Annotated in this window: 23 protein-coding genes; 13 read left to right on the top strand and 10 right to left on the bottom strand. The window is 75.1% G+C overall.

Annotation, left to right across the window (positions count from 1 at the left end; translation table 11 throughout):
- Nucleotides 1-127 precede the first annotated feature (127 nt).
- The 6 genes from FB558_RS08235 (at nt 128) to FB558_RS08210 (ending at nt 8494) form a co-directional block, all read left to right on the top strand.
- Nucleotides 128-1180: a uroporphyrinogen decarboxylase/cobalamine-independent methonine synthase family protein gene (locus FB558_RS08235; RefSeq protein WP_246106498.1), complete on the top strand. Its 1053-nt coding sequence runs from the start codon at nt 128-130 to the stop codon at nt 1178-1180.
- Nucleotides 1181-1203: 23 nt separating this feature from the next.
- The gene (locus FB558_RS08230) at nt 1204-2868 is read left to right on the top strand and encodes a DUF1841 family protein (RefSeq protein ID WP_142049865.1); all 1665 of its coding nucleotides are present in this window, start codon (nt 1204-1206) and stop codon (nt 2866-2868) included.
- Between the two features lie 46 nt (nt 2869-2914).
- Nucleotides 2915-5242, top strand: a complete 2328-nt coding sequence (gene ligA / locus FB558_RS08225) for an NAD-dependent DNA ligase LigA (RefSeq protein ID WP_246106310.1) — start codon at nt 2915-2917, stop codon at nt 5240-5242.
- A gap of 120 nt (nt 5243-5362) precedes the next feature.
- Nucleotides 5363-6082: a 3-keto-5-aminohexanoate cleavage protein gene (locus tag FB558_RS08220; RefSeq protein WP_142049859.1), complete on the top strand. Its 720-nt coding sequence runs from the start codon at nt 5363-5365 to the stop codon at nt 6080-6082.
- Between the two features lie 187 nt (nt 6083-6269).
- Complete coding sequence (locus tag FB558_RS08215; RefSeq protein WP_142049856.1) at nt 6270-7343, top strand: ferredoxin reductase; 1074 nt, start codon at nt 6270-6272, stop codon at nt 7341-7343.
- An 8-nt stretch (nt 7344-7351) separates the two neighbouring features.
- Nucleotides 7352-8494 carry a fatty acid desaturase family protein gene (locus FB558_RS08210; protein WP_142049853.1) on the top strand — a complete coding sequence of 381 codons (1143 nt, stop codon included), beginning with the start codon at nt 7352-7354 and terminating at the stop codon, nt 8492-8494.
- A gap of 78 nt (nt 8495-8572) precedes the next feature.
- Here the strand turns inward: FB558_RS08210 and FB558_RS08205 are convergent, their stop codons facing one another.
- Both FB558_RS08205 and FB558_RS08200 read right to left on the bottom strand, forming a co-directional pair.
- On the bottom strand, nt 8573-9181 hold the full coding sequence (locus FB558_RS08205) for an ATPase (protein ID WP_142049850.1): 609 nt from the start codon (nt 9179-9181) through the stop codon (nt 8573-8575).
- Nucleotides 9178-9735: a peroxiredoxin-like family protein gene (locus FB558_RS08200; RefSeq protein WP_142049848.1), complete on the bottom strand. Its 558-nt coding sequence runs from the start codon at nt 9733-9735 to the stop codon at nt 9178-9180. The genes FB558_RS08205 and FB558_RS08200 overlap by 4 nt, the downstream gene beginning before the upstream one ends.
- A 70-nt stretch (nt 9736-9805) precedes the next feature.
- Here FB558_RS08200 and FB558_RS08195 point away from each other — a divergent pair, with 70 nt between their 5' ends.
- Nucleotides 9806-10417 carry a TetR/AcrR family transcriptional regulator gene (locus tag FB558_RS08195; protein ID WP_142049845.1) on the top strand — a complete coding sequence of 204 codons (612 nt, stop codon included), beginning with the start codon at nt 9806-9808 and terminating at the stop codon, nt 10415-10417.
- A 77-nt stretch (nt 10418-10494) separates the two neighbouring features.
- On the opposite strand, the gene FB558_RS08190 is transcribed toward FB558_RS08195, so the two are convergent.
- The gene (locus FB558_RS08190) at nt 10495-11664 is read right to left on the bottom strand and encodes a helix-turn-helix domain-containing protein (protein WP_142049842.1); all 1170 of its coding nucleotides are present in this window, start codon (nt 11662-11664) and stop codon (nt 10495-10497) included.
- A gap of 4 nt (nt 11665-11668) precedes the next feature.
- Complete coding sequence (locus FB558_RS08185; protein WP_142049839.1) at nt 11669-12322, bottom strand: ACT domain-containing protein; 654 nt, start codon at nt 12320-12322, stop codon at nt 11669-11671.
- Between the two features lie 307 nt (nt 12323-12629).
- Here FB558_RS08185 and gatC point away from each other — a divergent pair, with 307 nt between their 5' ends.
- The 4 genes from gatC (at nt 12630) to FB558_RS08165 (ending at nt 16964) form a co-directional block, all read left to right on the top strand.
- Nucleotides 12630-12941, top strand: a complete 312-nt coding sequence (gene gatC, locus FB558_RS08180) for an Asp-tRNA(Asn)/Glu-tRNA(Gln) amidotransferase subunit GatC (RefSeq protein ID WP_142049836.1) — start codon at nt 12630-12632, stop codon at nt 12939-12941.
- Entirely contained in the window at nt 12938-14434 is a 1497-nt protein-coding gene (gene gatA, locus FB558_RS08175) for an Asp-tRNA(Asn)/Glu-tRNA(Gln) amidotransferase subunit GatA (RefSeq protein WP_142049833.1), read from the top strand. The genes gatC and gatA overlap by 4 nt, the downstream gene beginning before the upstream one ends.
- Nucleotides 14434-15933 (top strand): Asp-tRNA(Asn)/Glu-tRNA(Gln) amidotransferase subunit GatB, encoded by a 1500-nt coding sequence (gatB, locus tag FB558_RS08170; RefSeq protein ID WP_142049830.1) that lies wholly within the window; start codon nt 14434-14436, stop codon nt 15931-15933. Before gatA ends, gatB begins: the two co-directional genes overlap by 1 nt.
- A gap of 65 nt (nt 15934-15998) precedes the next feature.
- Nucleotides 15999-16964 carry a DUF3558 family protein gene (locus tag FB558_RS08165; RefSeq protein WP_142049827.1) on the top strand — a complete coding sequence of 322 codons (966 nt, stop codon included), beginning with the start codon at nt 15999-16001 and terminating at the stop codon, nt 16962-16964.
- A 33-nt stretch (nt 16965-16997) separates the two neighbouring features.
- Here FB558_RS08165 and FB558_RS08160 read toward each other — a convergent pair whose 3' ends face one another.
- Nucleotides 16998-18152 (bottom strand): PQQ-dependent sugar dehydrogenase, encoded by a 1155-nt coding sequence (locus tag FB558_RS08160; protein ID WP_246106309.1) that lies wholly within the window; start codon nt 18150-18152, stop codon nt 16998-17000.
- A gap of 81 nt (nt 18153-18233) precedes the next feature.
- On the opposite strand from FB558_RS08160, the gene FB558_RS08155 reads away from it, so the two are divergent.
- Together FB558_RS08155 and FB558_RS08150 are read left to right on the top strand one after the other, a co-directional pair.
- Nucleotides 18234-18827 carry a DoxX family protein gene (locus tag FB558_RS08155; protein ID WP_142049823.1) on the top strand — a complete coding sequence of 198 codons (594 nt, stop codon included), beginning with the start codon at nt 18234-18236 and terminating at the stop codon, nt 18825-18827.
- Nucleotides 18824-19693, top strand: a complete 870-nt coding sequence (locus tag FB558_RS08150; protein WP_142049821.1) for a phosphotransferase — start codon at nt 18824-18826, stop codon at nt 19691-19693. Before FB558_RS08155 ends, FB558_RS08150 begins: the two co-directional genes overlap by 4 nt.
- Before the next feature lies 1 nt (nt 19694).
- Here FB558_RS08150 and ilvD read toward each other — a convergent pair whose 3' ends face one another.
- From ilvD to FB558_RS08125, 5 genes are all read right to left on the bottom strand, one after another.
- Nucleotides 19695-21536: a dihydroxy-acid dehydratase gene (gene ilvD / locus FB558_RS08145; RefSeq protein WP_142049819.1), complete on the bottom strand. Its 1842-nt coding sequence runs from the start codon at nt 21534-21536 to the stop codon at nt 19695-19697.
- Between the two features lie 187 nt (nt 21537-21723).
- Nucleotides 21724-22146, bottom strand: coding sequence for a PH domain-containing protein (locus FB558_RS08140; RefSeq protein ID WP_170231233.1), 423 nt, complete (start codon nt 22144-22146; stop codon nt 21724-21726).
- A 26-nt stretch (nt 22147-22172) separates the two neighbouring features.
- Entirely contained in the window at nt 22173-23369 is a 1197-nt protein-coding gene (locus FB558_RS08135) for a lysophospholipid acyltransferase family protein (RefSeq protein WP_211366208.1), read from the bottom strand.
- Nucleotides 23366-24199, bottom strand: coding sequence for a phosphatidate cytidylyltransferase (locus FB558_RS08130; protein WP_142049813.1), 834 nt, complete (start codon nt 24197-24199; stop codon nt 23366-23368). The genes FB558_RS08135 and FB558_RS08130 overlap by 4 nt, the downstream gene beginning before the upstream one ends.
- A 678-nt stretch (nt 24200-24877) precedes the next feature.
- A complete protein-coding gene (locus tag FB558_RS08125; protein WP_211366205.1) occupies nt 24878-25471 on the bottom strand; it encodes a CDP-alcohol phosphatidyltransferase family protein in 594 nt (197 codons plus the stop codon).
- Nucleotides 25472-25626 lie beyond the last annotated feature (155 nt).

Raw genomic sequence — 25626 nt, 5'->3', positions numbered from 1 at the left:
CGCCCGCCGGTGGTAGACAGCGGCCGTGAGTACCGATCCGCTCGAGGCCGCGCTCGCCGCGGCCGGCCTGGCAGGCGCCGCTCCCGGGGAGACGGTGGGCGGCGGCGCGTTCGCCGTCCCCGCAGCCGTGGACGACGGGTCCGCGGTCGCGCCGCCCGCGCGGTGGTCGGACGGGGCGGCGACCGGCGTGGGCTCGCTGCCCGGCACCGATCCGCGGGAGGCCGCGGCCACCGTCGTCGGCGAGCTGCCGCTGCTGCCGCACCTGCCGGAGCTGCCGGCCAGGGGGGTGGGCGCGGACATGATCGGCCGGACGGCGGGGCTGCTCGTCGACCTCGCCGTCGAGGTGGTGCCCACCGGCTACCGGGTGTCGGCGCGGCCCGGCATCGACCACCGCAGGGCCGTCGACCTGCTGCGCGCCGACCTCGACGCCCTCGACGAGGCCTGTGACACGGCCCGCCCGGAGTGGGTCAAGGTGCAGGCGGCCGGTCCGTGGACGCTGGCCGCGGCCGTGGAGCTGCACAGCGGCCACCGGGTGCTGACCGACGCAGGCGCGGTCCGGGAGTTCACGGCGAGCCTGCAGGAGGGGCTGCGCGCGCACGTCGCCGAGGTGGCGGCCCGCACCGGCGCGCAGGTCCTCGTCCAGCTCGACGAGCCGACGCTGCCCGCGGTGCTCGCGGGCGCCCTGCCCACCGCGTCGGGGTTCGGCACCGTGCGCGCCGTGGGCCGCAACGAGGCGCAGGACGCCCTGCGCGACCTGGTCACGGCACTGGGGGTGCCGGTGGTGGCGCACTGCTGCGCGGACCGCCCGCCGGTGCGGCTGCTCGCCGGGGCCGGCGTCGCCGGGGTGGGGATCGACGCCACGCTGCCCGCCTTCCACGGCGACACGGCGCTGCCCGCGGCGCTCGACGCGCTCGGCGAGGTGTGGGACGGCGGCACGCCGCTGCTGCTCGGCCTCGTGCCGGCCCGCGAGCCCGCCGCGCCGCCACGGCTGCGCGACCTCGCGCGTCCCGCGTTCGACCTGGCCGACCGGCTCGGTTTCGACCGCTCCCGCCTCGCGGCGCTCGCCGTCCCCACGCCGACCTGCGGGCTCGCCGGTGCGACGCCCGCGTGGGCGCGCCGGGCGATGGGGCTCGCCCGCGAGCTGGGCCAGGCCTTCGTGGACCCACCCGAGCAGTGGTGAGGCGGTCTGGCACGGTGAGCGGGGTGAGCCCGCAGAGCAAGGGACGGAAGCGCAAGAAGCAGGGGGCGCGCCGGGACGCACCCGGGGCGGACGCGTTCGCCGACCGCGTCCTCGACGACGCCGTCCGCGAGCTGGCGGGCGCCACCGACGCGCTGCAGGCCGAGCTGTACGTGTCGGTCCTGCTCGGCGCGTGGTGGGGCAAGGTCGTGCCCGACGCCGACCCGGAGGTCGTGTTCGGCGAGGAGCTCGTGGCGCGCGCGGCCCGCAAGCGGATCCCCGGCGCGGTGGCGCTGCTGCGGGTGATCGCGATCCTCGGCACCCCACGGCAGCGGGAGCAGGCCGCCGCGGGGGCCGACGCGCTGGTCGCGGGTGGTGTGGACGAGCCGGCCTGGGTGCGGGCGCTCGGCACCGAGCGCGCGGTCGAGGCGTGGACCTACGGCGACGTCTACGGCGACCAGAGCACCGTGCTGCTCGTCGTCGAGCGCGGCGGGTCCCGCCATGCGCTGGTGGCGCTGGTGGACCACACGGTCGGCGGCGTGGCGGAGGAGGCGTTCTTCACCGACGACCCGGACGGGGCGCGCGCGGAGCTGCGTGGCATCGCGGACGAGCACTCGGTCGTCGAGCGCGAGCTCTCCCTCGACGAGGCCGCGGCGATGCTCGTTCCGGCGTTCGCGGTCACCGACAGCGCGGCGGAGCTCGTGTCCGAACCGCCGGTGGGCGAGGAGTTCGCGGCCTCCCGCGCCCTGGCCGCCGCGCGGTTGCGGTTGCTGCCCGCGCCGCCGGAGCCGGTGCCCGCCCTCCCCGACGAGGCCTCGCGGGCGGCTGTCGTGGACGAGTTCCTGGCCGCGCACGACCTCCCACCCGGGGCGCGCGGGTGCGCCGAGATGCTGGTCGAGTTCGGCGCCGCGGTCTCGCCCACCCGGCCGCTGCGGGTCGGGCCGGGCACGCTCGACGAGTTCCTCGACGAGACCCTGAACGACGGCCCGGTGGTGTCGCAGGCGGAGCTGGAGGCGCTGCCCGACACGGTGCGTGCCTGGGCGGACTGGGCGGGACGGCGGTCCGGCCTGCCCGATGCCGCGCTCGCCGAGCTGGCGGACGAGGTCGACGACATGGTGTCCGCGATCGGCCGGGCGGGCGATGCCGGTCCCGTCCCGGGCGACGTCGCGGACGCCTACCTCGCCGGCCTGGACCTGGAGTCGCTGACCCCGGAGGACCTGCCCGACGTGCTCGCGCGCCGGATGTTCGCCGTTCCCGGCGTCGACACCCGGATCGGTGACGAGGAGTTCTCCTTCCTCGACCCGAGCGACCCCGACGACCGCGGCATGCTCATCGAGGGCGAGCACCCGGAGTACCACGAGGCGCTCGCCGACCCCGGCACCGAGACCGTCGACGGGGCGAACCCCCGGCTGCACATCACGGTGCACGAGATCGTCGCCAACCAGCTGTGGGACGACGAGCCGCCGCAGGTCTGGCAGGCCGCCCGGCGCCTGCTCGCCACCGGGGCGGACCGCCACGACGTCCTGCACGCGATCGCCGACGTGCTGGTGGAGCACCTGCACGGGCTGCTCACCGGGCAGGGCGACGGCGACATCGCCCCCTACATCGCCGGGCTCGAGCAGCTCGGCCGCGACCTCGAGCCCGGGGCGCGCGAACCGGCCCCCGTCATCCCGTTGCGCCGGAACCGGTGACGCGCGGGTCCCGCCGCCTGTCGGGCCCCCTCGCTAACCTCTGCTCGTGAGCCCAGACACCGACGTGCGCGAACGGCATGCGCAGCTGGCCGCGGAGGTGGCCGACCACCAGTTCCGCTACTACGTGCTCGACGCGCCCGCGATCTCCGACGGGCAGTTCGACGCGCTGTGGCGCGAGCTCGTGGAGCTGGAGAGCGCGCACCCCGAGCTGGTCACGCCCGAGTCGCCCACGCAGAAGGTGGGCAGCCGGTTCTCCACCGACTTCGTCGCCCACGACCACCTCGAGCGCATGCTCAGCCTCGACAACGCGTTCACGGCCGACGAGATGCGCGCCTGGGCGGAACGCATCACGCGCGACGTGGGTGCGAGCACGCTGCACTACCTGTGCGAGCTGAAGATCGACGGGCTCGCCGTCAACCTGCTGTACGAGAACGGCAGGCTCACCCGCGCCCTCACCCGCGGCGACGGGCGCACCGGCGAGGACATCACGCTCAACATGCGCACGCTGGAGGAGGTGCCCGACCGGCTCACCGGCACCGCGGAGTTCCCGGTGCCCGCGCTGGTGGAGGTCCGCGGCGAGGTCTACTTCCGGCTGGAGGACTTCCAGGCGCTCAACGCCTCGCTGGTCGAGGCCGGCAAGCCGCCCTTCGCCAACCCGCGCAACACGGCCGCGGGGTCACTGCGGCAGAAGGACCCGAAGGTCACCGGCTCGCGCAAGCTGCGGCTGATCTGCCACGGCTTCGGCAAGCGCGAGGGGTTCACCCTCGAGCGCCAGTCCCAGGGCTACGACGCGCTGCGGGCGTGGGGGCTGCCGGTGTCGGAGCGCAGCGTCGTGCTCACCGGCGTCGACGAGGTGCTCGCCCACGTCGAGCACTGGGGCGAGCACCGCCACGACATCGAGCACGAGATCGACGGGGTCGTCGTCAAGGTCGACGAGGTCGCGCTGCAGCGGCGGCTCGGCTCCACGTCGCGCGCTCCGCGGTGGGCGATCGCCTACAAGTACCCGCCCGAGGAGGCCACCACGAAGCTCCTCGACATCCAGGTCAACGTGGGGCGCACCGGCCGCGTCACGCCGTTCGCGCAGATGGAGCCGGTCGTCGTCGCCGGGTCCACGGTCGGGCTGGCCACGCTGCACAACGCGCAGGAGGTCAAGCGCAAGGGCGTGCTCATCGGCGACCGCGTCGTGATCCGCAAGGCCGGCGACGTCATCCCCGAGGTGCTCGGGCCGGTGGTGGAGCTGCGCGACGGCAGCGAGCGCGAGTTCGTCATGCCCACCCACTGCCCGGAGTGCGGCACCGCGCTGGCGCAGCAGAAGGCGGGCGACGTCGACCTGCGCTGCCCCAACGCCCGCTCCTGCCCGGCGCAGCTGCGGGAGCGGCTGTTCCACGTCGCCGGCCGCGGCGCGTTCGACATCGAGGGGCTGGGCTACGAGGCGGCCACCGCGCTGCTCGCCTCGGGCGTCGTGCAGGACGAGGGCGACGTCTTCGGGCTCACCGAGTCCGACCTGCTCCGGGTCGAGCTCTTCCGCAAGAAGGACGGCGAGCTGTCGGCCAACGGCCACCGCCTCCTGGCCAACCTCGACGCCGCGAAGGAGCGGCCGCTGTGGCGGGTGCTCGTCGGGCTCTCGATCCGGCACGTCGGTCCCACCGCCGCGCAGGCACTGGCCCGGGAGTTCCGGTCCATGGAGGCGATCGAGGCCGCGGCCGAGGAGGCGGCGCGCGCCACGGCCGAGGCCGGGTTGGCGATCACGTCCGACGGCACCGCCGAGGATCCCGCCGACGCCGGCGCTCCCGCGGCCACCGGTGCCGACGCGGTCGCCGCGGCGCGCGAGGCGCAGCCGGAGGATGCCGGGCCGGGCGCGAGCGGCGACGCGGAGCCGAGCGCCGAGGAACGCGCCGCGGAGGAGGAGCGGGCGGCCAGGGCCGCGGCGCGGGCGCAGGCGAAGGCACTGGCGGCGGCGCTTGCGCCCATCGCGGGGGTCGAGGGCGTCGGGCCCACGATCGCGGCGGCCCTGCGCGACTGGTTCTCGGTCGACTGGCACCGGGAGGTCGTGCAGAAGTGGCGGGCCGCCGGGGTCCGGATGGTCGACGAGGCCGACGAGTCCGTGCCGCGCACCCTCGAGGGCCTGTCGATCGTCATCACCGGCTCGATGGAGGGCTTCTCCCGCGACGAGGCCAAGGAGGCGATCATGGCGCGCGGCGGGCGGGCGGCCGGATCGGTGTCGAAGAAGACCGCCTTCGTCGTCGCGGGCGACGCACCCGGGTCGAAGTACGACAAGGCCGTGGAGATCGGTGTGCCCGTGCTCGACGAGGCGGGTTTCCGCGTCCTGCTCGAGCGCGGCCCCGACGCCGCGCGCGAGAACGCCACCGCCTAGCCCGCGCCCGATCGTGGTGACCGCGGCCACGTAGGATCCCGACACGAGACGGTCTCCGCTCGGCGGCGGCGCACGCCCGCCGTTCGACGGATAGGCTTGCCGGGGAATGGGGGTGTCGGCGTGCTGCAGGCGGTTCTGAACGGGTCGCGCCCCGCCGACGCGCACCCCGCTCTCCCCGTGATCGCCCGGCACCTCGCCCGCGACGCGCGCTCGGTCGCCGAGCTCGGCATCACCGCCGTCCACGTGCACCCGCGTGCCCCCGACGGCCAGGAGACGCTCGACCCGATCTACGTCGGCGACACGGTGGCGGCCATCCGCGCCCAGGTGCCCGGGATGGAGATCGGGGTCACCACCGGCCGGTGGATCCAGCCCGATCCGCGCAAGCGCATCGAGGCGGTCTACGCCTGGGGGCACCTGGGCGTCGGCAAGCCGGACGTGTGCTCGGTCAACGTGCACGAGAAGGGCTGGATCGACGTCTGCGCCGCGGCCCGTGCCGTCGGGATCGGCGTGGAGCTCGGCGTGTGGACGAGCGGCGACGCCGTCACGCTGCGCAACAACGGGGTCCCGCAGGGCACCACACGGGTGCTCGCCGAGTCCACCGTGTCCGACCCGGAGACCGCGGTCGCCGAGGGTGTCCGCATCCTGCGCGCGCTCGGCACGCTGCCGGTCCCGGTGCTGATCCACGGCGAGGAGACGGGCGCGTGGCCCGTGCTCGAGTACGCGATGCGGATGGGCATCGACACCCGCATCGGCTTCGAGGACGTGCTCGTCACGCCGCGCGGCTGGCTCGCCACGGGCAACGACCACCTCGTCTCGGAGGCGTTGCGGATCCGGGTCTGAGCGCCCGGCGCGGGGAGCCGCGAGACCCGGCACACGGCCGCACGGCGTGTGGGGAAGCCGGTTCGCGGGTACCGGCGGGCCCGATCGCTGCGAGATCCGCAGCCTTTGGCATCCGCCACAGAATTCGGCCGTCCGCCGTGGCCGACGCCGTGGCCCTGTGTGGGAAGCGCGCAATATCGTCAGCCACATGGGAGTTCTGGCCGACTTCGGCAGACGGGCCCGCGTCGCCGCGGGCTGGTTCACCCAACCGCTTGTGCCCGACGATCTGCTGGGCACGCTCAACCCCGTGTGGTCCACGAGTGAGCCGCACGCGCGCGTGGTCGGCGTCCGGCGGGAGACCGCGGACACGACCACCTTGCTGCTGCGCACCGGCCGGGCGCACACGACGCACCGGGCCGGTCAGTTCGTCGGGATCGGAACCCGGCTCGACGGCGTGTGGCACTGGCGCACCTACTCCGCGACCTCCTGCCCGTCGGACCCGTTACTGGCCGTGACGGTCACGGCGGTGCCCGGTGGCACCGTGTCGGGAGCGCTCGCGCACCGCACCCCCGTCGGCGCGCTGCTGCGGATCGGGCCCCCCGCGGGGGAGTTCGTGCTCCCGGACCCGGTCCCGGAGAAGCTGCTGTTCGTCACGGCGGGCAGCGGGATCACGCCGGTCATGGGCATGCTGCGCGACCTCGCGAGCACCCGGCCCGAGACCCTCGAGGGTGCCGTCGTCGTGCACTGCGACCGCACACCCGCGGACCTGGTGTTCGGCCTCGAACTGCGTGCGCTCGCGGCGGCCACCGGGATGCGCCTCGTCGAGCGGCACACGGCCGTCGAGGGGCGGCTCACGCCGGACGCGCTCGCCGACGACGTGCCCGACTGGGCGGCCCGGCAGACGTGGGCGTGCGGCCCCGCCGGGCTGCTGGACGCGCTGACGACGCACTGGGACCGCTTCGGCGACCCGGAGGCGCTGCACCTCGAGCGCTTCGTCGCGCCCACGCCGGCCTCGGACACCGGATCCGGTGGTCGCGTCACGTTCACCACCAGCGGGATCACGGCCGACGCCGGGCCGGGCACCCCGCTGCTCGCCGCGGGCGAGGCGGCAGGCGCACTGCTGCCCAACGGCTGCCGCATGGGCATCTGCCACACCTGCGTCGGGGCGCTGCGCTCCGGCGGCGTGGCCGACCTGCGCACCGGCGAGGTGCACGACACCCCAGGCCAGAGCGTCCGCACGTGCGTCTCGGGCGCCGCGGGCGACGTCGAGATCGAGCTGTAGGAGCGAACATGCCTGACACCCCCAGCGCCGCGGCGCATCTCACCGACGAGCAGGTCGAGGCCATCGGTGCCGAGCTCGACGCGATCCGCGCCGAGGTCGTCGGCAGCCTCGGCGAGCGCGACGCCCAGTACATCCATCGCGTGATCGCGGTCCAGCGGGCCCTCGAGGTCGGCGGCCGCGGCATGCTGATCTTCTCGCGGTTCCCGCCGGCCTGGATCGCGGGTACCGCGGCGCTCTCGGTGGCCAAGATCCTCGACAACATGGAGATCGGGCACAACGTCCTGCACGGGCAGTGGGACTGGATGCGCGACCCGAAGATCCACTCGACGACGTGGGAGTGGGACCACGCCACCCCCGCCGAGGCGTGGAAGCGGACGCACAACTACGAGCACCACACGTTCACCAACATCCGGGGCAAGGACCGCGACCTCGGGTACACGATCATGCGCATCACCCCGGAGCAGGAGTGGAAGCCCACCAACCTGTTCCAGCCGCTCACCAACCTCGGCCTGTCGCTGATCTTCGAGTGGGGCATCGCGCTCTACGACCTCGAGCTCGACAAGGTCAAGGACGGCACGAAGACGCGGGCGGAGGCCAGGGCCGACCTGAAGACGTTCTGGCGCAAGAGCCGCAAGCAGTTCGCGAAGGACTTCGTGCTGTTCCCGCTGCTGTCCGGCCCGGGCTTCCTGCAGACGGCGGCCGCGAACCTCACCGCCAACATCGTGCGCAACGTCTGGTCGCACGCGGTGATCTTCTGCGGGCACTTCCCGGACGGCACCGAGACGTTCGAGGAGGAGCGGCTCGAGGGCGAGACGAAGGGGCAGTGGTACATCCGGCAGATGCTGGGCTCGGCCAACCTGTCCGGGGGCAAGCTCTTCCACATCATGACCGGCAACCTGAGCCACCAGATCGAGCACCACCTGTTCCCCGACGTCCCGAGCAACCGGTACGCGGAGATCGCGCCCAAGGTGCGGGAGATCTGCGAGCGCTACGGCCTCCCCTACACCACGGGGCCGCTGCCGCGGCAGTACGGCAAGGTGGTGCGCAAGATCGCCCGCCTCGCCTTCCCCGGTGGCGGCCCGAAGACCGAGGTCACCCCGCTCCCGGTCCGCCCGAAGCCGGTCGGCGCCCCGGCCCGCCTGGCGGGCTGACCCCTACCCGCCGGTATCGGTTGTCCATGGCTGCGGACGCAGCGATGGGCAACCGATACTCGTGAGTACGCCCCGCCCTCACGTCAGTCCGTGGTCCTCGGCGTAGACCTTGCGGCAGGACGGGGCGCAGAACGCGTGGTCGACGCCGTCGTGCGTGAGCGTGAACTTCGCCGCGTCCCACTCGACCCGCATCCCGCAGACGGGGTCGATCGTGCTGCCCTCGGGGGCGACCGGACGCTCGCCGGACTCGCGGAAGCCCTGGGTCATGAGGCGCGTGATCTCGGTGCTCGTCGTGGTCCGGCCCAGCGTGCCGACGCAGTGCTCGCGCAGGCCGACGACCTGCACGACGCAATGCGGTTCGCGGTGCAGCCGGCTGGGGTCCGGCTCGGCGGCGGCGATGGCCCCGGTGACCAGCGGCACGACGTGGTCGGCGAACTCGCCGTTGCTCCAGGAGCCCGGCACCGTGAGCCGCACCAGGTAGCGGGGCGCCGCGTCCGGCGGCGGGCCTCCGGTGACCCAGGTCCGTGGCTGCGAGACCAGGACGTGGATGAACTCGCGGGCCCCGTCCATCACCGTGTCCGGTGCCGCGTCCTCGGTGGTCAGCGCCCGCAGGACGCGGTCGCCGAGATCGTGCTCGGCCTCCGCGGTGAGCGTCGGGCCGGTGACGAACACCTCGATCGTCATCATGCGCGCTCACCCGCCGGGACGAGCGCGAGCAGCTCGTCGACCGACCACTGGTCGTCGACGTGGGCGCCGTGCTTGCGGGCGAGCACCCGTCCGTCGGGGGCGATGAGGAAGTCGGCGGGCAGGCCGAGACGGCCGTCCTCCGGGTGGGCACGGGCGGCCGGGCGCTCGCGACCGCGGATCGCCCGCACCTCCTGCGCGACCGCCCGCGCGATCCCCGGCCAGCCGCGCGGGTCGAGCAGGGCCCGTGGCCCGTACTCCACCCCGAACTCCCGGTAGAGGTCGCGGCCGGGGTCCGCGACGACGTCGAGCGGCAGGTCCGCGGTGAAGGGGCGCAGCGCCTCGGCGCTCGAGTGGAACACCACGACCTCGCGGATGCCCGCGGCCACGACGTCGGCGTGCCGGGTGGCGAACGAGCGCAGGTGCACGTTGCACACCGGGCACCCGGCGAACCGGCGGAACTGCAGGTGCACCAGGTGGTCCGGGGCGGGAACCGGCACGCGTGCGCCGGCGACGGTGTCGAGGGTGCGGGCGGGGACGACGGTGGGAGGCGGCACGGCACGGGCTCCTTAGGTGTACGCAGTACGCGTACGACCAGTATGCGCGTACCTTGTACGCTGTCAAGCCGTGCCCCGGCCCCGCTCCCTCACCGACGACCAGCTGGTCGCCGCCGCCCTCGCCGTCGTCGACCGCGACGGCCTCCCGGCTCTGACGATGCGCGCCGTCGCGCGGGAGCTGGGGGTGGCGACCATGGGCCTGTACCGCTACGTGGCCGACCGCCAGGCGCTCGAGCTGCTCGTGGTCGACCACGTCCTCCGCTCGGTGGACCTCGCGCTACCCGATGCCTGCTGGCAGGACCGCGTCCGGGTGCTGCTGGACCGGCTGCGGGTGGCGGTGGCGCGGCACCCCGCCGTGGTCCCGTTGGTGCTGCGGCACCGGCAGGCCGCGCCGGGCTCACTGCGTCTGATCGAGACCATGCTCGCGGTGCTCACCGACGGCGGCCACGAAGGCGTCGACCGGGTGCTCGCGCAGCGCACCCTGATCGGCTACCTGCTGGGGTTCCTGCAGAGCGAGCACTCCGCCGCACTGTCGGGACCGGGCACGATCGTGCTGTCGGAGCTGCCTCCCGACGACTACCCGCTGCTCGCCCGCACCGCGAGCGACGCGCGAGCGGTGCCTCCCGACGAGGAGTTCCGCCGCGGCCTGGACATCGTCCTGCGCGGGCTCGCGCCGCCCTGACACCCGCACCTCGGCTCCAAGGTGCGGTCCGGACGGGGTTCCCGACCGCAGGATGGCTCCAAGGTGCGGTCGGGGCGTCAGGCGGGGCGGTCGCAGGCGGGGGCGCGCAGGGCCACGGCGATCTCCAGCCGGGCGGCCGGGTCGTCCAGCGCGCCGCCGAACGTCTCGCGCAGTCCCGCGAGGCGGTAGCGGACCGTCTGCGGGTGCACGTGCAGCGCCGCGGCCGTCGCGCTGACGTCGCCGTGCGCGTCCAGCCAGGCCCGCAGGGTCTCCTCCGCGCGGGCGGCCGCACCGGCCGGGAGCGTGTGCAGCGGGGCGAGAGCGCGTGCGGCCAGCGCGGCGGAGAGCTCGGGGGTGGCCGCCAGCAGGAGGGCGAGCAGGTGCTCGTCGGCCCGGACGAGGTGCGCGCCCGCGTCCAGCCGTCCGGACGCGTGCAGCGGCCACGCGGCCTGGGCCAGACCGGCGGACCGGTGCGCCTGCGCCGGCTCGACGACGGGGCCCAGCACGGCCTTCCGCTCGCCGGTGGCGGCGCGGACCCGGTCCAGCCACGCGGCGTCGGGCTCGCCGCGGGCGGCGACGACGACGAGCCCGGCCGGGTCCAGGTCGGCCCCGACCGCGCCGGGCAGGCGGGCGGCGACGGCCACCGCGTCCTCGACGACGAGCGCGGCGACGCGGGCCGGCACCGTCCAGCCCGCCGCCGCGGCGGCGCGTTCGAGCTCCGGCGCCTGCGTCGGGCCGGGCCGGGCGAGCAGCTCGACCAGGGCGTGCCTGCGGGCCTGCAGCGAGCCCGCCTGGCTGGCCTCCTCGTCGGCCCACCCGGCCACCGAGGCGGCGCTGAGCTCCTCGATGTAGCCGAACAGCGCCTCGGCCAGGCTGAAGATGACCTCGGGCGGCAGCTGGCGGGCGGTGGCGCTGGTGCCGAGCTGGCGCCAGAGCGTCCGGGTGCCGACCTGGTAGGCGGACTGCAGCGCGGCCAGCGTGCGGCCCTCGCGGTGCTCGAGCTGGCCCAGTGCCCGGTAGACGCTGGCGTCGCCGAGCGACTCGTCGCGCCCGAGCAGGTCGACGAACTGCCCCAGCGCCACGGAGACGCCTTCGGTGATGCGGCTGCCGAAACGCCCGGTGAGCGGCCGCGCGTACTCGGGAACCTCCGCCCGCACCGCCGTGATGATCTCGTCGATGGTGCCCGCGAGCTCGGGCCGCAGCGCGGCGCCGACCCAGCTCGGCACGCGCGACCAGGGACGGTCCATGGTCCTAGGGCCCCAGTACGGTCGTCACGATCCCGGCGAGGTGGGTGAGGCGCGCCAGCTCCGACGGGCGGAAGGCCGGCCCACCCGGCCGCCCGACGACGAGCGCGCGCGCCTTCGGCCCGAACGGCGCCGCCGCGAGCTCGGTGTCGAGCGCGCTCCACGGTTCCGGCATCCAGTGCACGGCCGGGTCCAGCACGGTGGCGCGTTCCAGGGGCAGCCAGGGCAGGTCGCCGGCGCGCGTCTCGGGCGCCGCAGCGCTCTGCGCGAGCCGGTAGGACGACTCGCCGTCCCGCACCGCGATCAGCGCCCATCCGGCGCGGAAGATCCGCGGGACGCCGTCGGCCAGCAGCTGCAGCCCGTTGCGGGGGTCGCCGGTGATCTGGTCGATCAGCTCCAGCTCGTGGTGGGTCTCCAGCCGCCCCGAGTGCGGCCGCACGGACTCGACCTCCACGCCGGGCACGGACTCGGCGGCCGTGATCAGCACGTCCGGCGGCCGGCCTGCCTGCAGCTCGACCGCCAGGTCGTCGATGGCGTGGCCGTGGGCCCGTTCCACGACGTCGACGCCGAGGATGTCGGCGCCGGCGTTGCCGAGCGCCGTGGCCACGGCTCCGAGACTGCCCGGCTTGTCCGGCAGCACGACCCGGAGCAGGAACGACACACCACACGTCCTCTCGCACAACGCCCTTCGCCTGGCCCCTCCGCCGTGGGGGAGCTCGTGCCGGCGGGGGCGGTCCGCGCGGCGGCAACCCCGGAGATTCTGTCAGGCCACGGCCGGTTCGGCACAACACGTGGATGCGATCGACGGGCCCGACCCCCGCCGCGACCAGTGGCCCCGCCGGAAGTCCGATATACGCAGAGGGCTCCCGGCGGGGACCACTAGACTCGTGGGGTCCGCGATGCGGGCATTCATCCGCAGGTCATCGCCCGCCCCAACGGGCCGCCGACGCACACCGTCCTGGAGGGACATGTCCGCCGAACCCGCGCCGATCACCCGGGACGAGGTCGCGCACCTCGCCCGGCTGGCCCGGCTCGCCGTCACGGACGAGGAGCTCGATGTCTTCGCCGGCCAGCTCGAGGTGATCCTCGGCGCCGTCGCCCGCGTCGGCGAGGTCGCCGCCGAGGACATCCCGCCCACCTCACACGCGGTACCGCTGCAGAACGTGTTCCGCCCCGACGAGCTGCGCCCCAGCCTGGAGCAGGAGCGCGCCCTGGCGGGCGCCCCGGCCGCGGAGGACGGGCGCTTCCGCGTGCCGCAGATCCTGGGGGAGGAGGCATGAGCGCGCTCACCCGGCTCACCGCCGCCGAGCTGGCCGAGAAGATCCGCACGCGCGAGGTGTCGGCCGTCGAGGTGGCGCAGGCGCACCTGGACCGGATCGCGGAGGTCGACTCCACCCTGCACGCGTTCCTGCACGTCGGCCACGATTCGGCGCTGGCCTCGGCGGCCCTGGTCGACGAGGGGCTCGCCGCTGGCACGGCACCCGCGTCGCCGCTGGCGGGCGTGCCGCTGGCGCTCAAGGACGTCTTCACCACCACCGACATGCCCACCACGGCGGGCTCGAAGATCCTCGAGGGCTGGCGCCCGCCCTACGACGCCACCGTCACCGCGCGGCTGCGCGCGGCCGGCATCACGATCCTGGGCAAGACCACCATGGACGAGTTCGCCATGGGCTCGTCCACGGAGTACTCGGCGTACGGCCCCACCCGCAACCCGTGGGACACCACGCGCGTCCCGGGCGGGTCCGGTGGCGGTTCGGCCGCGTCGCTGGCGGCCTTCGAGGCGCCGCTGGCCATCGGCACCGACACCGGCGGCTCGATCCGCCAGCCCGCCGCCTTCACCGGCACCGTGGGCGTCAAGCCCACCTACGGCGGCGTCTCCCGCTACGGGCTGATCGCCGCGGCGTCCTCGCTGGACCAGGGCGGGCCCTGCGCGCGCACCGTGCTGGACGCCGCGCTGCTGCACGAGGTGATCGCCGGGCACGACCCGATGGACTCCACGTCGATCGACCAGCCGGTGCCCGCCGTCGTCGAGGCGGCGCGGCGCGGCGCCGACGGTGACCTGTCCGGGCTGCGCGTCGGCGTCGTCCGCGAGCTCGGTGGCGAGGGCTACCAGGCCGGCGTGCGGGCCTCCTACGACGAGGCGCTGCGGCAGCTGGAGAAGCTCGGCGCGCAGCTCGTCGAGGTCTCCTGCCCGCACTTCGAGTACGGCCTCGGGGCCTACTACCTGATCATGCCGAGCGAGGTGTCGTCCAACCTCGCCCGCTTCGACGCCATGCGCTACGGCCTGCGCGTCGACAAGGGCGCGTCGGCGGAGGAGGTCATGGCCGCCACCCGCGAGGCCGGCTTCGGCCCCGAGGTGAAGCGCCGGATCATCCTCGGCACCTACGCGCTGTCGTCGGGCTACTACGACGCCTACTACGGGCAGGCGCAGAAGGTGCGCACGCTCATCGCGCGCGACTTCGCGGCGGCGTTCACCCAGGCCGACGTGCTCGTCTCGCCGGCCACGCCCACCACGGCGTTCCCGCTGGGCGACAAGGTCGACGACCCGCTGGCCATGTACCTCAACGACCTGGCCACGATCCCCACCAACCTCGCGGGCACCGCCGCCCTGTCGGTGCCCTCCGGGCTGGCCGACGGGCTGCCGGTGGGGCTGCAGGTGATGGCCCCCGCGCTCGGTGAGGCCGTGATGTACCGGGTGGCGGCGGCGTACGAGGCCGCGCGCAACGCCGAGGACGGTGGCCCGCTGCTCGACCGCGTTCCGGAGGTGTCGTGATGACCGCGCCCACGCTGGTGCCCTACGACGAGGTGGTCGAGCGCTTCGACCCCGTGCTCGGGCTCGAGGTGCACGTCGAGCTCAACACGCAGACCAAGATGTTCTGCGGCTGCCCCACCACGTTCGGCGCCGAGCCGAACACGCAGGTCTGCCCGGTGTGCCTGGGCCTTCCCGGTGCGCTGCCGGTGGTCAACCGCAAGGCCGTGGAGTCGGCCATCCGCATCGGTCTGGCCCTGAACTGCACGATCACCCCGTGGGGCCGGTTCGCGCGGAAGAACTACTTCTACCCGGACATGCCCAAGAACTTCCAGACCTCCCAGTACGACGAGCCCATCGCCGTCGACGGGTACCTGGACGTGCCGCTCGACGACGGCTCGGTCGTGCGCGTGGAGATCGAGCGCGCGCACATGGAGGAGGACACCGGCAAGTCGCTGCACGTCGGCGGCTCCACCGGGCGCATCCACGGCGCGGAGTACTCGCTGCTGGACTACAACCGGGCAGGCGTGCCGCTGATCGAGATCGTCACGAAGATGATCCCGGGCACGCGGGAGCGGGCGCCCGAGGTGGCGCGCGCGTACGTCACGGCGCTGCGCGACCTGCTGCGGGCGCTCGGGGTCTCCGACGTGCGCATGGACCAGGGGTCCATGCGCTGCGACGTGAACCTGTCGTTGTCCCCGCGCGACTCGGGGGTGCTCGGCACCCGCAGCGAGACCAAGAACGTCAACTCGCTGCGGTCGGTGGAGCGCGCCGTCCGCTACGAGATGACGCGCCAGGCCGGGGTGCTGCTCGCCGGCGAGCGCGTGGTGCAGGAGACCCGGCACTTCGACGAGAGCACCGGCAGCACCTCGCCGGGCCGCACCAAGGAGACGGCGGAGGACTACCGGTACTTCCCGGAGCCCGACCTCGTGCCGATCGCGCCGCCCGCCGAGTGGGTCGAGGAGCTGCGAGCCACGCTGCCCGAGCTGCCCTGGGAGCACCGCCGCCGGATCCAGGCCGAGTGGGGGATCAGCGACGCCGAGATGCGTGACCTGGTCAACGCCGGCGTGCTGGAGCTGATCGAGGCCACGGTCGCGGCCGGGGCTCCCGCGGGCGAGGCGCGCTCGTGGTGGGTGTCGTACCTGACGCAGCAGGCCAACACCCGCGGCGTCGAGCCGACCGGGCTGCCGATCACGCCAGCACAGCTGGCCCGGGTGATCGCGCTCGTCGCGTCGGGGGAGCTGAACAACAAGCTCGCCCGCCAGGTCGTCGACGGGGTGCTGGCCGGCGAGGGCGAGCCCGACGAGGTCGTGGCCGCGCGCGGGCTCGCCGTCGTCTCCGACGACAGCGCCCTGATCGCAGCCGTCGACGAGGCGCTCGCCGCCCAGCCCGACGTCGCGGAGAAGATCCGCGGCGGGAAGGTGGCGGCGGCCGGTGCGATCGTCGGGGCCGTCATGAAGGCGACCAAGGGGCAGGCCGACGCCAAGCGCGTGCGCGAGCTGGTGATCGAGCGCTGCAGCTGACGTGACTGCGGCGGAGCCCGGCGAGCTCCGCGCCTGGGGGCACTGGATCGGGCTGGGGGGTTCGGGTGGGTTCGAGGTGGGCGTGGTGCGGGGTGCTCGCGGCGGCGCTGGTCGCGTGCGGGAGCCCGCCGGCGCAACCGCAGGCTCCGACGGTCACGCCCGCACCGACCACGACCCCTGCGCCGCCCCCGCACCGCATCGGCGACGTCCCGGTCAGCGGCGCAGAGCTGGAGCAGATCGCGGCCGAGCTGGCCGGCTACCGGGGCTGGGACATGTGCGCGCTGCTGGACACCGCGGCCGCAGCGCGCGTCTTCGGCGCGGGCGAACCGGACCCCGACGTCGCGGAATGCGGGTTCACCAGTGACGCGTGGTCGGCCCGGCTGCGGGCGGGCAGCCCGTTCGACCGCGCCGACCGCGACCCGCTGGCCGCCGTCACGGTGGCCGACCGGACCCTGTACCGGGTCCGGACCGCCGACGAGGACGAGTGCAAGGTCCGGCTGCCGGTCAGCGATCGGTTCGCCGTCGAGCTGCACGTCCGCACGAGCGCGGCAGCCCCGCCGGAGGCCCCCCCGTGCGAGGTCGCCGAGCGCTACGTCACCGAGGTCGTCGAAGGGTGGGACCTGCCTCCGGGCGGTGGGGCCGTCCGGCCCTTCCCGCTGGCCGACCGGGACCCGTGCGCTCCGGCCGCCGAGCTGACGCGGCGGTTCGCCCCGGGCGCCGCGGGTGTGCACCTGCGGGAGATGCCGAGCCCGTCGTTCTGCGCGGTCGTGCTCGGCGATCAGGTGGTGACGATCTCCTTCGCCGTCGACCCGTTCGACGAGGTGGTGCCGGGGCCCGAGAACGCTGTCGTCGAGGTCGGTGGCCGGACGGCGGTGCAGCGCACCGGCGACTCCTCGTACTCGTGCCGGATCGGGGTGCGGTGGGACGCGCCGCCCGACCCGGCGCTCGGGGCGACCGTGCAGGTCAACAGCAGCGCGGACTGCGACGCAGGGCGCGCGGCCGCCGAGATCGTCATCGAGGCCCTCGGCTAGTCCAGTTCCCCGATCACTCGAACGGGCCGGCGTTCACTGCCGGTTGTCGCCGCCCGCCGAGAGGGGCTGGATCCGGATGACGCGGTCGTCGGAGGGCACCGGCTCGCCCCCCGCCTTGTTGATCGTCCCCAGCCAGACGAGGCCGTCGGGCGCGATCGTGGCCGCGGACATCCGGCCGTAGGCCCCCTGGAGCTGCTGCTCGGGTGCGCCGACGAACAGGTTGTTGACGTCCGAGCGGATCACGAAGAGCGACTCGGACTGGACCTGGGGCACCGCCACGGTGCCGTCCAGCGCCGCGCACCCGGCCACGCCAGGCCGGTCGGGCCAGCGCCACGCCGGGGCCGGCAGCGGCCCGGGCACCACCAGGTGCAGGGCGTCCTCGCCCGCGCGCCGGTCGGTGATCCACGCCGTGCCGCGCGCCGGGTCGACGCAGATCCCGCCGGGGGCCTGCAGCCCGGAGCTCAGGACCGTCGAGACCGGGTCGGGGTTGCCGTCGGCGGGGCGGCCCTGCGCGTCGATGCGCAGCAGCTTCCCGGCGAGCGACGCGGGCGCGGGGTCGGTCTGCCCCGCGTTGCCGGTGGCGACGAGCAGCGACCCGTCGTCGTCGACGGCGAGCGCGCCGCCGTTGTTCGTGGCGCCGCGCGGGATGCCGGTGAGGACGGGCTCGGGCGGGTCGTTCGCGGCGAGCCGGACGACGCGGTTGTCCTGCGGGGTGGTGATGTAGGCGTAGACGAGCTGGTCCTCGACGAACGACGGCGAGAGCACGAGGCCGGTGAGGCCGCCACCGCCGCTCGGGTCCACGGGCACGGTGGCCACCAGCTCGGGTTCGGTGTCCTGCTGCACCCGCAGCACGCGGCCGGTCCGCCGCTCACCGACGAGCGCCGTCTCGGCGTCCGGGAGCACGGCGATCGCGCCGACCGGGTCGAGGCAGGTGGCCACGACCTGGGGGTCCGGGTCCTCGCAGCCCGACGGCTGCTGCTGCTCGCCGCCCTGGCCCTCCTGCCCGGGCTGCGGCGGTGTCTGTGGTGGGGGCGAGGGCTCGGGCACCACCGGCGGGCCGCCGAGCTCGCCCGCGCCCTCCAGCTGCTCGTGCCACTCCCGCGGGCCCTGCTCGGGGAAGGTGGCGCACCCGGCGAGCAGCAGCCCGAGCAGCGCCGCGGCCGCAGCACGCCGCACCCGTCCTCCCACGCGCCCCAGGTTAGGCGGCAGCGGGTGAGCGGCCGGTGAGTAGCCACCGGGCCCGCCGTCGGGGGGCTACGCTCCGGAAGCATGAGCGAGCACCCCACGTCGGTCTTCCCGAACGCGGGGAGCTTCGGTGACACCGATCCGGCCCCCACCCGGCCGAACCGTCGCGAGCTCACCTGGAACCGCGGCACCGACGTCGGGCTGCTGCTGCTGCGCTTCGGCGTCGGCGGCACGTTCTTCGCCCACGGCATGCAGAAGGTCTTCGGGCTGTGGGGCGGGCCGGGCATCGACGGGTTCGCGCAGGTGCTGGAGGGCTTCGGCTTCCGGGAGGCGGTGACGCTGTCCTGGGTCACCGGGGTCACCGAGCTGGTGGCGGGCGCGTTCGTGGTGCTCGGGGTCGCCACGCCGCTGGCCGCGGCGGGGCTGCTCGCCATCATGATCAACTCGGTGGCGCTCAAGTTCGGCAACGGGTTCTTCATCGCCTCGCCCGCGGGTGCGGGAGCCGTCGAGCTCGACGTGGTGCTCGGGCTGGCCGCGGCCGCGCTCGTGCTCACCGGCCCCGGCCGGATCGCGCTCGACAACGGGCGCACCTGGCACCGCCGCCCGGCGCCGTGGGGTGTGCTCGCGCTCGTGGTCGGCGTGGCCGCCGCGGTGCTGGTGCTCCTGCTCCTGCGGTGACGCCCCCACCGCCGGACGCCGCATGGCTGCCCGCCGCGGCGCGGTGGGCGGGAGCGCCGGTCGCGGTGACGGGCCGGGCTCCGCTGGCGGGCGGGTACGTCGCGGCCGCCGTCGAGCGCGTCGCGCTGGACTCCGGCGCCGCCGTGGTCGTCAAGCGCACCCACCCGCGCGAGGTGGCCGCGATGCGCGCGCTCGCGGTGGTGCCCGGGGTCGATCGCCCGCGGCTGCTGGCCGCCGGCCGGGACGCGCACGGGTCCTGGCTGGTCATGCCGTTCTACGACGGGCCCGCACTCGACGACGCCGGCGACGTGCCCGCCGCGGTGTGGGCGATGCTGCGCCGGGTGCACGCCCACTGGCGGGGGCGCCGGCCGCGCGGGGTGCCGGTCGTGGACGCCCGCTGGTGGCGGGACATGATCGCGACGCACACGCTGCCGGCCGTCCGCGGCGCCCGCGACCGCACCGGTGACGCGCGGTTCGCCGAGGTCGCCGACCTGCTCCAGGCGTGGTCGGTCGACGCCCGGCTGCGCGCCGCGCTCGCGCTGCTCCCGCACACGCTCACCCACGGCGATGCGCACAAGGGCAACGTGCTGCTCGCCGACGGCGGCGCGGTGCTGATCGACTGGGGCAACGCCCGCGTCGCGCCGGCCGGGCTGGACCACGCCACGCTGGCGGCGCAGGGGGCGTCCGTACCCGCCGGGGGCGCGGGCGAGGTGGAACGGCTCTGGGCCCAGGTGCAGGTGCACGTCCAGTACCTGGGTTTCGCGGCCGACCACCTCGGCGTCGAGCGGGTGACCGAGATGGTGCAGACCGCGGCCCGTGCCCTGGACGCGCTCGGCCCGGCGCTGCGCGAAGAGCGCCCGGGTTAGGTCAGGGGACGCGGCGGACCGCGCCGAGGTCGGCGCTGGTGGCCAGGGCCGCATAGGCGCGCAGGGCCTTGCTCACCGGGCGGTCGCGGTGCTTCGGCTGCCACGGCCGTTCGCTCGCCTCCATCTTGGCGCGGCGCTCGGCCAGCACCTCCTCGGAGACCCCGACCTCCAGCAGGCGCGCGCGGACGTCGATGAGCACGGTGTCGCCGTCCTCGATGAGGCCGATGGCGCCACCGCCCGCCGCCTCGGGGGAGATGTGTCCCACCGAGATGCCGCTGGAGCCGCCGGAGAACCGCCCGTCGGTGATCAGCGCGCACTTCGCGCCGAGGCCGGCGCCCTTGAGGAATGCGGTGGGGTGCAGCATCTCCTGCATGCCGGGCCCGCCTGCGGGGCCCTCGTAACGCACGACCAGCACGTCGCCGGGCTGGACCTGCTTGGAGAGGATGACCGACACGGCCTCCTCCTGGCTCTCCACGACCCGGGCCGGGCCCTCGAAGCGCCAGATGTCCTCGGGGATGCCCGCCGTCTTGATCACCGCGCCGTCCGGGGCGATGTTGCCGCGCAGCACCGCGAGGCCGCCGTCGGCGGTGTAGGCGTGCGCGACGTCGCGGATGCAGCCGTTCTCGGCGTCGGTGTCCAGCGACGACCAGCGGTTGTCGGTGGAGAACGCCTCCGTCGTGCGCACCCCGCCCGGCGCGGCGTGGAAGAGCTCCACCGCCTTCTCCGACGGCGACCCGGAGCGGATGTCCCACTCCGAGAGCCACTGCTCCAGGGAGGGGGAGTGCACGGCGTGGACGTCCGTGTGCAGCAGCCCGGCGCGCCACAGCTCGCCGAGGATGGCGGGGATGCCGCCGGCCCGGTGCACGTCCTCCATGTGGTAGTTCGAGTTCGGCGACACCTTCGCCAGGCACGCCACGCGCCGTGACACCGCGTCGATGTCGGCGAGCGCGAAGTCGATCTCGCCCTCCTGTGCGGCGGCGAGGATGTGCAGCACCGTGTTGGTGGAGCCGCCCATCGCGACGTCCAGCGCCATCGCGTTCTCGAACGCGTCGCGGGTGGCGATGTTGCGCGGCAGCACGGACGCGTCGTCCTCGTCGTACCAGCGCTTCGCCAGTGCCATGACGGTGCGGCCCGCCTCGAGGAACAGGTCGCGGCGTGCGGCGTGCGTGGCCAGCGTGGAGCCGTTGCCGGGCAGCGCGAGCCCGAGCGCCTCGGTGAGGCAGTTCATCGAGTTGGCCGTGAACATCCCCGAGCACGAGCCGCAGGTGGGGCACGCGGACTGCTCGACGAGGCTCAGCCCGGCGTCGTCCACCTGGGAGGACGCGGACGCGGAGATCGCGGTGATCAGGTCGGTCGGCGCCTGCGCCACGCCGTCGACGACCACGGCCTTGCCGGCCTCCATCGGCCCGCCGGAGACGAACACCGTGGGGATGTCGAGCCGCATCGCGGCGTTCAGCATGCCCGGAGTGATCTTGTCGCAGTTGGAGATGCAGACCAGGGCGTCGGCCGCGTGCCCGTTGACCATGTACTCGACGGCGTCGGCGATCACCTCGCGCGACGGCAGCGAGTACAGCATCCCGCCGTGGCCCATCGCGATGCCGTCGTCCACGGCGATCGTGTGGAACTCCCGCGGCACCCCGCCCGCCTCGCGGATCGCCTCGGCGACGAGGTCACCGAGGTCCTTGAGGTGCACGTGGCCGGGCACGAACTGGGTGTAGGAGTTGGCGATCGCCACGATCGGCTTGCCGAAGTCGTCGTCGCCCATGCCGGTGGCGCGCCAGAGCGAGCGCGCTCCGGCGGCGTTGCGGCCGTGGGTGGTGACGCGGGACCGGAGTGCCGGCACGGTTCTTCCTCTCGCTGAGCCGGAAGGTGCGCGCGGGCGGCCGGGAGCGGTGGCACACCGGGCGTCGCGGCGCTCCGCGCGGCCGGGCCGGGGGCGTCACCCGGTCGAGCCGCTGCGGGTCGTCCCCGACGCTACGCGCCCGCCGGACCGGCGCCCGACGGTGGTCGCCGACATCACGGCTGCGGGTCTACTCGCCCTCGGCCGTGGGGTCGGGGAGGCGGCCGCCGCTCACCGCGGCGAGGCGGGGCAGGTCGCGGACGTGCACGGCGGGCAGGGTGACCTCGGAACCGTCCGCGAGCACCGCGCTGATCCGCGCGCTCGCCGGGTTGCGGGCCTTCCCGAGGTGCATCGAGGTGATGTCGCTCCACGACACGCGGCGCCCGCCGACGACCCGCCGCACGACCACCGCGTCCGGATCGGCGACGGTGCGCACGCGCAGCGTCCACACCACGACCCCGATCGGGAGCAGGTAGACCAGCCACAGGTACGGGCCGGCGGTCGCGACCGGCGTGACGCAGACGGCGAGCGTCAGTGCCACCAGCACCACGAGCGGGCTGATGCGGAACACCGCGCGCGGTGGGGCAGGTGCGTCGTCGGGGGTGGTGCTCACGCGGCCATCCTCCCACTCGCGTCCCCCTACCCCCACCAGCGGACGACCAGCGTGAGGCCCGCGGCGAACAGGGTGTAGCCGGCGAGGAGGACCGCGGGGTACGCGCGGGGCCACCGGTGCAGGCCGGCGCCGAGCAGCGCGCACGCCGTGCCGACGGAGGCGATGCGCACGCCCCGGTGCGTGCTCGCCGCCACCAGGAACGGCAGCGGAGCCGCCCCTGCCCGGCCGGCCTCGGCCGCGTAGACCTTGAACGGGATCCCGGACAGCGGCTGGTGCCGCACCGCGGACGCACCTTCCGCCGCCGTCTGCTGCGCCACCGCCACGCGCATCCGCTCGGTGACCAGCGGGGCCGCCGGTGCGGCGCCGGCCGCGCCCAGCGCCAGCGTGCAGAGCCCACCCGCCATGCTGGCCAGCACGGCGGTCGGCACCAGCCGCAGACCGGCCCGCGGCGCCGCCACCACCAGCGCGAACAGCACGCACTCCGGCAGCAGCGGCCACACGACCGCCTCCGCCGCCGCCCACGCCGCGACGAGCGCGAGGCCCGTGCGGGATTCCGCGAGCCGCGCGACCCGCGCCCGCCCCCGCGACGAACGGCACTCTCGTCGGTACCTAGCCGACGAGCGTGCCGTTCGTCCGGGCGGTGCCGTTCGCGGCAGGCTCGCGAGGCGGGTGACCTCGGCGCGGGCGGTCTCCGGGTCGGCGGGGATCGGCGCGCCGATGCGGACCGTCACGCGCGTGCGGCGCAGCCTGCCGTGCTTGGGCAGCAGCTCCCGGGTGCCGACGATGCCGACGGGCACCACCGGCACGCCCGCGGCCTCGGCGAGGCGGAACGCGCCGGAGTGGAAGCGCCCGGGCGCGCCCTGCCCGCGCGTCCCCTCCGGGTAGACGACCACGGCGCGTCCGGCCCGCAGCAACGCGACGGCAGCGGCCATGTCCACGCTGCCACCGCCGGTGCGCCGCACCGGGAACGCCGCGGCCAGCGCCCGGCAGATCGCGGGACGCCACCCACCGGCGAACCAGTAGTCGGCCGCGGCGGCGACGCGCGGGGCGTGCCGGCTGTCCAACGCGGCCAGGAGGGCCGCGGTGTCGGCGTGCGAGCTGTGATTGGCCACGACGACGCACCCGCCGCGCGGCAGCGACCCCGTGACGGTGAGACCGCCGGTCACCGCGAGCACCAGCCGCCAGAGCAGGTGCCGCAGCGCCGCGGCGACCCGCGCCCTCACCACGACCCCGCCGGCAGCGTGACCAGCACCGCGAGCGGCAGCGCCACCAGCAGCGAGTCGACCCGGTCGAGCAGGCCGCCGAAGCCCGGTAGCCAGCTGCCTGCGTCCTTGCACCCGGCCTCCCGCTTGAGCATCGACTCCAGCAGGTCGCCCAGCACACCGCCGGCCACGACCGCGACCAGCAGCCCGAATGACGGCCTCCCCAGCGCGAGCAGGACCGCGGCCGCGGCGAGCATCGCGCCGACGACGCCGCCCCACGTCTTCGACGGCGACAGCGGCGAGAGCGGCCGCGCCCCCGGGCCGCGCCGGCCGAGCAGCCGCCCGCCGCACCACGCCCCGACGTCGGCGACGGCCACGGCGAGGCAGACCGCGACCGCGACGCCCGGCTCGAGTACGGCGAGACCCGCGAGGCCGCCGCCGATCCACAGGGTCCCGAAGGTGCCGTATGCGGCGCGTCGCCCGCCGGTCGCCGTGTCGCCCGCCAGCAGCGCGGGCAGCGCGGCGGACACCGCGAGCACTGGGAGGAGCAGCCCGAGCAGGTCCGGCCGGAGCAGCGCCACGCCCGGGACGCCGACGATCCGCAGCACCAGCCCGACGGTGTCGGCGCGGGGCAGGGCGGCCAGGTGGGCGAACTCGACGGCCGCGACGGCCCCCAGCGCGGCCGCGAGCACCGCCCCACCGACCTGGCCCCCGACCAGCAGCGGGCCGAGCACCAGCGGAGCGGCGACCAACCAGGTCCGCCAGCGGGCCGTCAGCTCGGCGCGTCGCGCGGCACCGACCGCGGCCCCGCCGATGCCGAGCGCGCCGAGGGTGAGGGTCACCGGATCCATGGGCAGAGCGTGTCGCCGATCAGTCCGCCGCCCATCCGCGAGAGCACCGGATCGGGGTGCGTAGTCCTACGGGCCGCCCCGCCGGTTGATCCACGCGAGTCGCACGCGATGGCGACCGCCGCGCCCGGGGTGATCGCGGTGAGGCGTACGTGACGGTGGTCGTGGTCGGACGACCGGCGCGGCCCGGGTGGGCGTGATCCCTGCGAGTCGTACGTGAGTGTGCTCGCCGCAGCCCTGGTGTGCCGCTCGGATCGATCAGCAATGGGTGATCGGCCCGAGTCGTACGTGACGGTGCTCTGCGCAGCGCTGGTGTGCCGCTCGGATCGATGTCGGTGGTGATCGCTTCGAGTCGTACCTGGGTGCGGGGGTGGCAGCCGTGGTGTGTCGTTCGGATCGATCAACCCGGTGATCGATCCGAGTCGTACGTGCGTGCGGTGGCGGCAGCGTTGGTGTGCGACCCGCATCGATCAGCAATGGGTGATCGGTGCGAGTCGTACGTGACGGCGCTCGGCGCAGCCCTGGTGTGCGGCTCACCGGTCGTCTGCTCGTGGCCTGGGCGCCGTCCGTTCGGTGGCAGCAGGGTCACCGGACCTTCCTGCTCTGCCTGGCCGGGCCGTTCGCCGGGCGGCCGGGCTCGCCGCCGTCTGCTCCGGCCGCTGCCCGTCGTCGTGAACCTGCTCACCGCGCGGCCGCGGTGAGCGTCCGGTGCAGGGTGCGCAGTCGCAGCGCGGCGGTCACCGCCGAGCCGGCTGCCAGTGCCGTGAGCAGCGCGCCTGCGTGGGCCGGCAGCGCGGCCACGACGACCAGGAGCAGGCAGCGTTCGGTCTTGCCGACCGGCCCGCCGTTGGTGCGGGGTGCTCCGGCCGCGGCACCGGCGAGCGCCACCCACGACGGGGCGCTGGCCGCCAGCATCGCCAGCAGCACCAGCCACGGGGGTGCGAACGCGAGGCACCCGGCGAGGACGGCGAGCTCGGCCGCGCGGTCGCCGAGCTCGTTGACGACCGCGCCCCAGCGGCTGCTGGCGCCGGTGTCGCGGGCGAGGGCGCCGTCCAGGTTCGCGGCCGCAAGGCGCAGCGCGAGCAGCGCGGCGACGAGCACCGCGGCCACGGGCGCGCTGGGCACCGTGGCGAGCACGAGCCCGGCCAGTGCGCCGAAGCCGACGCCGGCGGCCGTGACGGTGCCGGGAGCCACCCCGCGCGCGGCCAAGCGACGGCGGGTGCCGGCGAGGCGGTCGGCGTACCAGGGCTTGAGGGCGTACAGGCCGCGGTTCACCCGGCCGAGCGTTCTCCGCGGCCGAGGCCGCCACATCCGGGGAACTACGGGCCCTGCGCTCACCCGGCCCAACGATGCCCGGACGGGAGACTCGCGCTGTCCGGACGGGAGACTCACGCTGTCCGGACGGGAGACTCGCCGTGTGCGGACGGGAG

This window comes from Pseudonocardia kunmingensis, assembly GCF_006716445.1.
GTDB classification, from domain to species: Bacteria; Actinomycetota; Actinomycetes; order Mycobacteriales; family Pseudonocardiaceae; genus Pseudonocardia; species Pseudonocardia kunmingensis.
This window is presented reverse-complemented; position numbering and strand designations above follow the sequence as displayed.

Excerpts from the sequence above, each read along its gene's own strand:
- gatA (WP_142049833.1), top strand. The coding sequence starts at position 12,938 with ATGAGCGCGCTCACCCGGCTCACCGCCGCCGAGCTGGCCGAGAAGATC.
- gatB (WP_142049830.1), top strand. The coding sequence starts at position 14,434 with ATGACCGCGCCCACGCTGGTGCCCTACGACGAGGTGGTCGAGCGCTTC.
- FB558_RS08215 (WP_142049856.1), top strand. The coding sequence starts at position 6,270 with ATGGGAGTTCTGGCCGACTTCGGCAGACGGGCCCGCGTCGCCGCGGGC.
- FB558_RS08130 (WP_142049813.1), bottom strand. The coding sequence starts at position 24,199 with ATGGATCCGGTGACCCTCACCCTCGGCGCGCTCGGCATCGGCGGGGCC.
- FB558_RS08190 (WP_142049842.1), bottom strand. The coding sequence starts at position 11,664 with ATGGACCGTCCCTGGTCGCGCGTGCCGAGCTGGGTCGGCGCCGCGCTG.
- FB558_RS08155 (WP_142049823.1), top strand. The coding sequence starts at position 18,234 with ATGAGCGAGCACCCCACGTCGGTCTTCCCGAACGCGGGGAGCTTCGGT.
- gatC (WP_142049836.1), top strand. The coding sequence starts at position 12,630 with ATGTCCGCCGAACCCGCGCCGATCACCCGGGACGAGGTCGCGCACCTC.
- FB558_RS08205 (WP_142049850.1), bottom strand. The coding sequence starts at position 9,181 with ATGATGACGATCGAGGTGTTCGTCACCGGCCCGACGCTCACCGCGGAG.
- FB558_RS08210 (WP_142049853.1), top strand. The coding sequence starts at position 7,352 with ATGCCTGACACCCCCAGCGCCGCGGCGCATCTCACCGACGAGCAGGTC.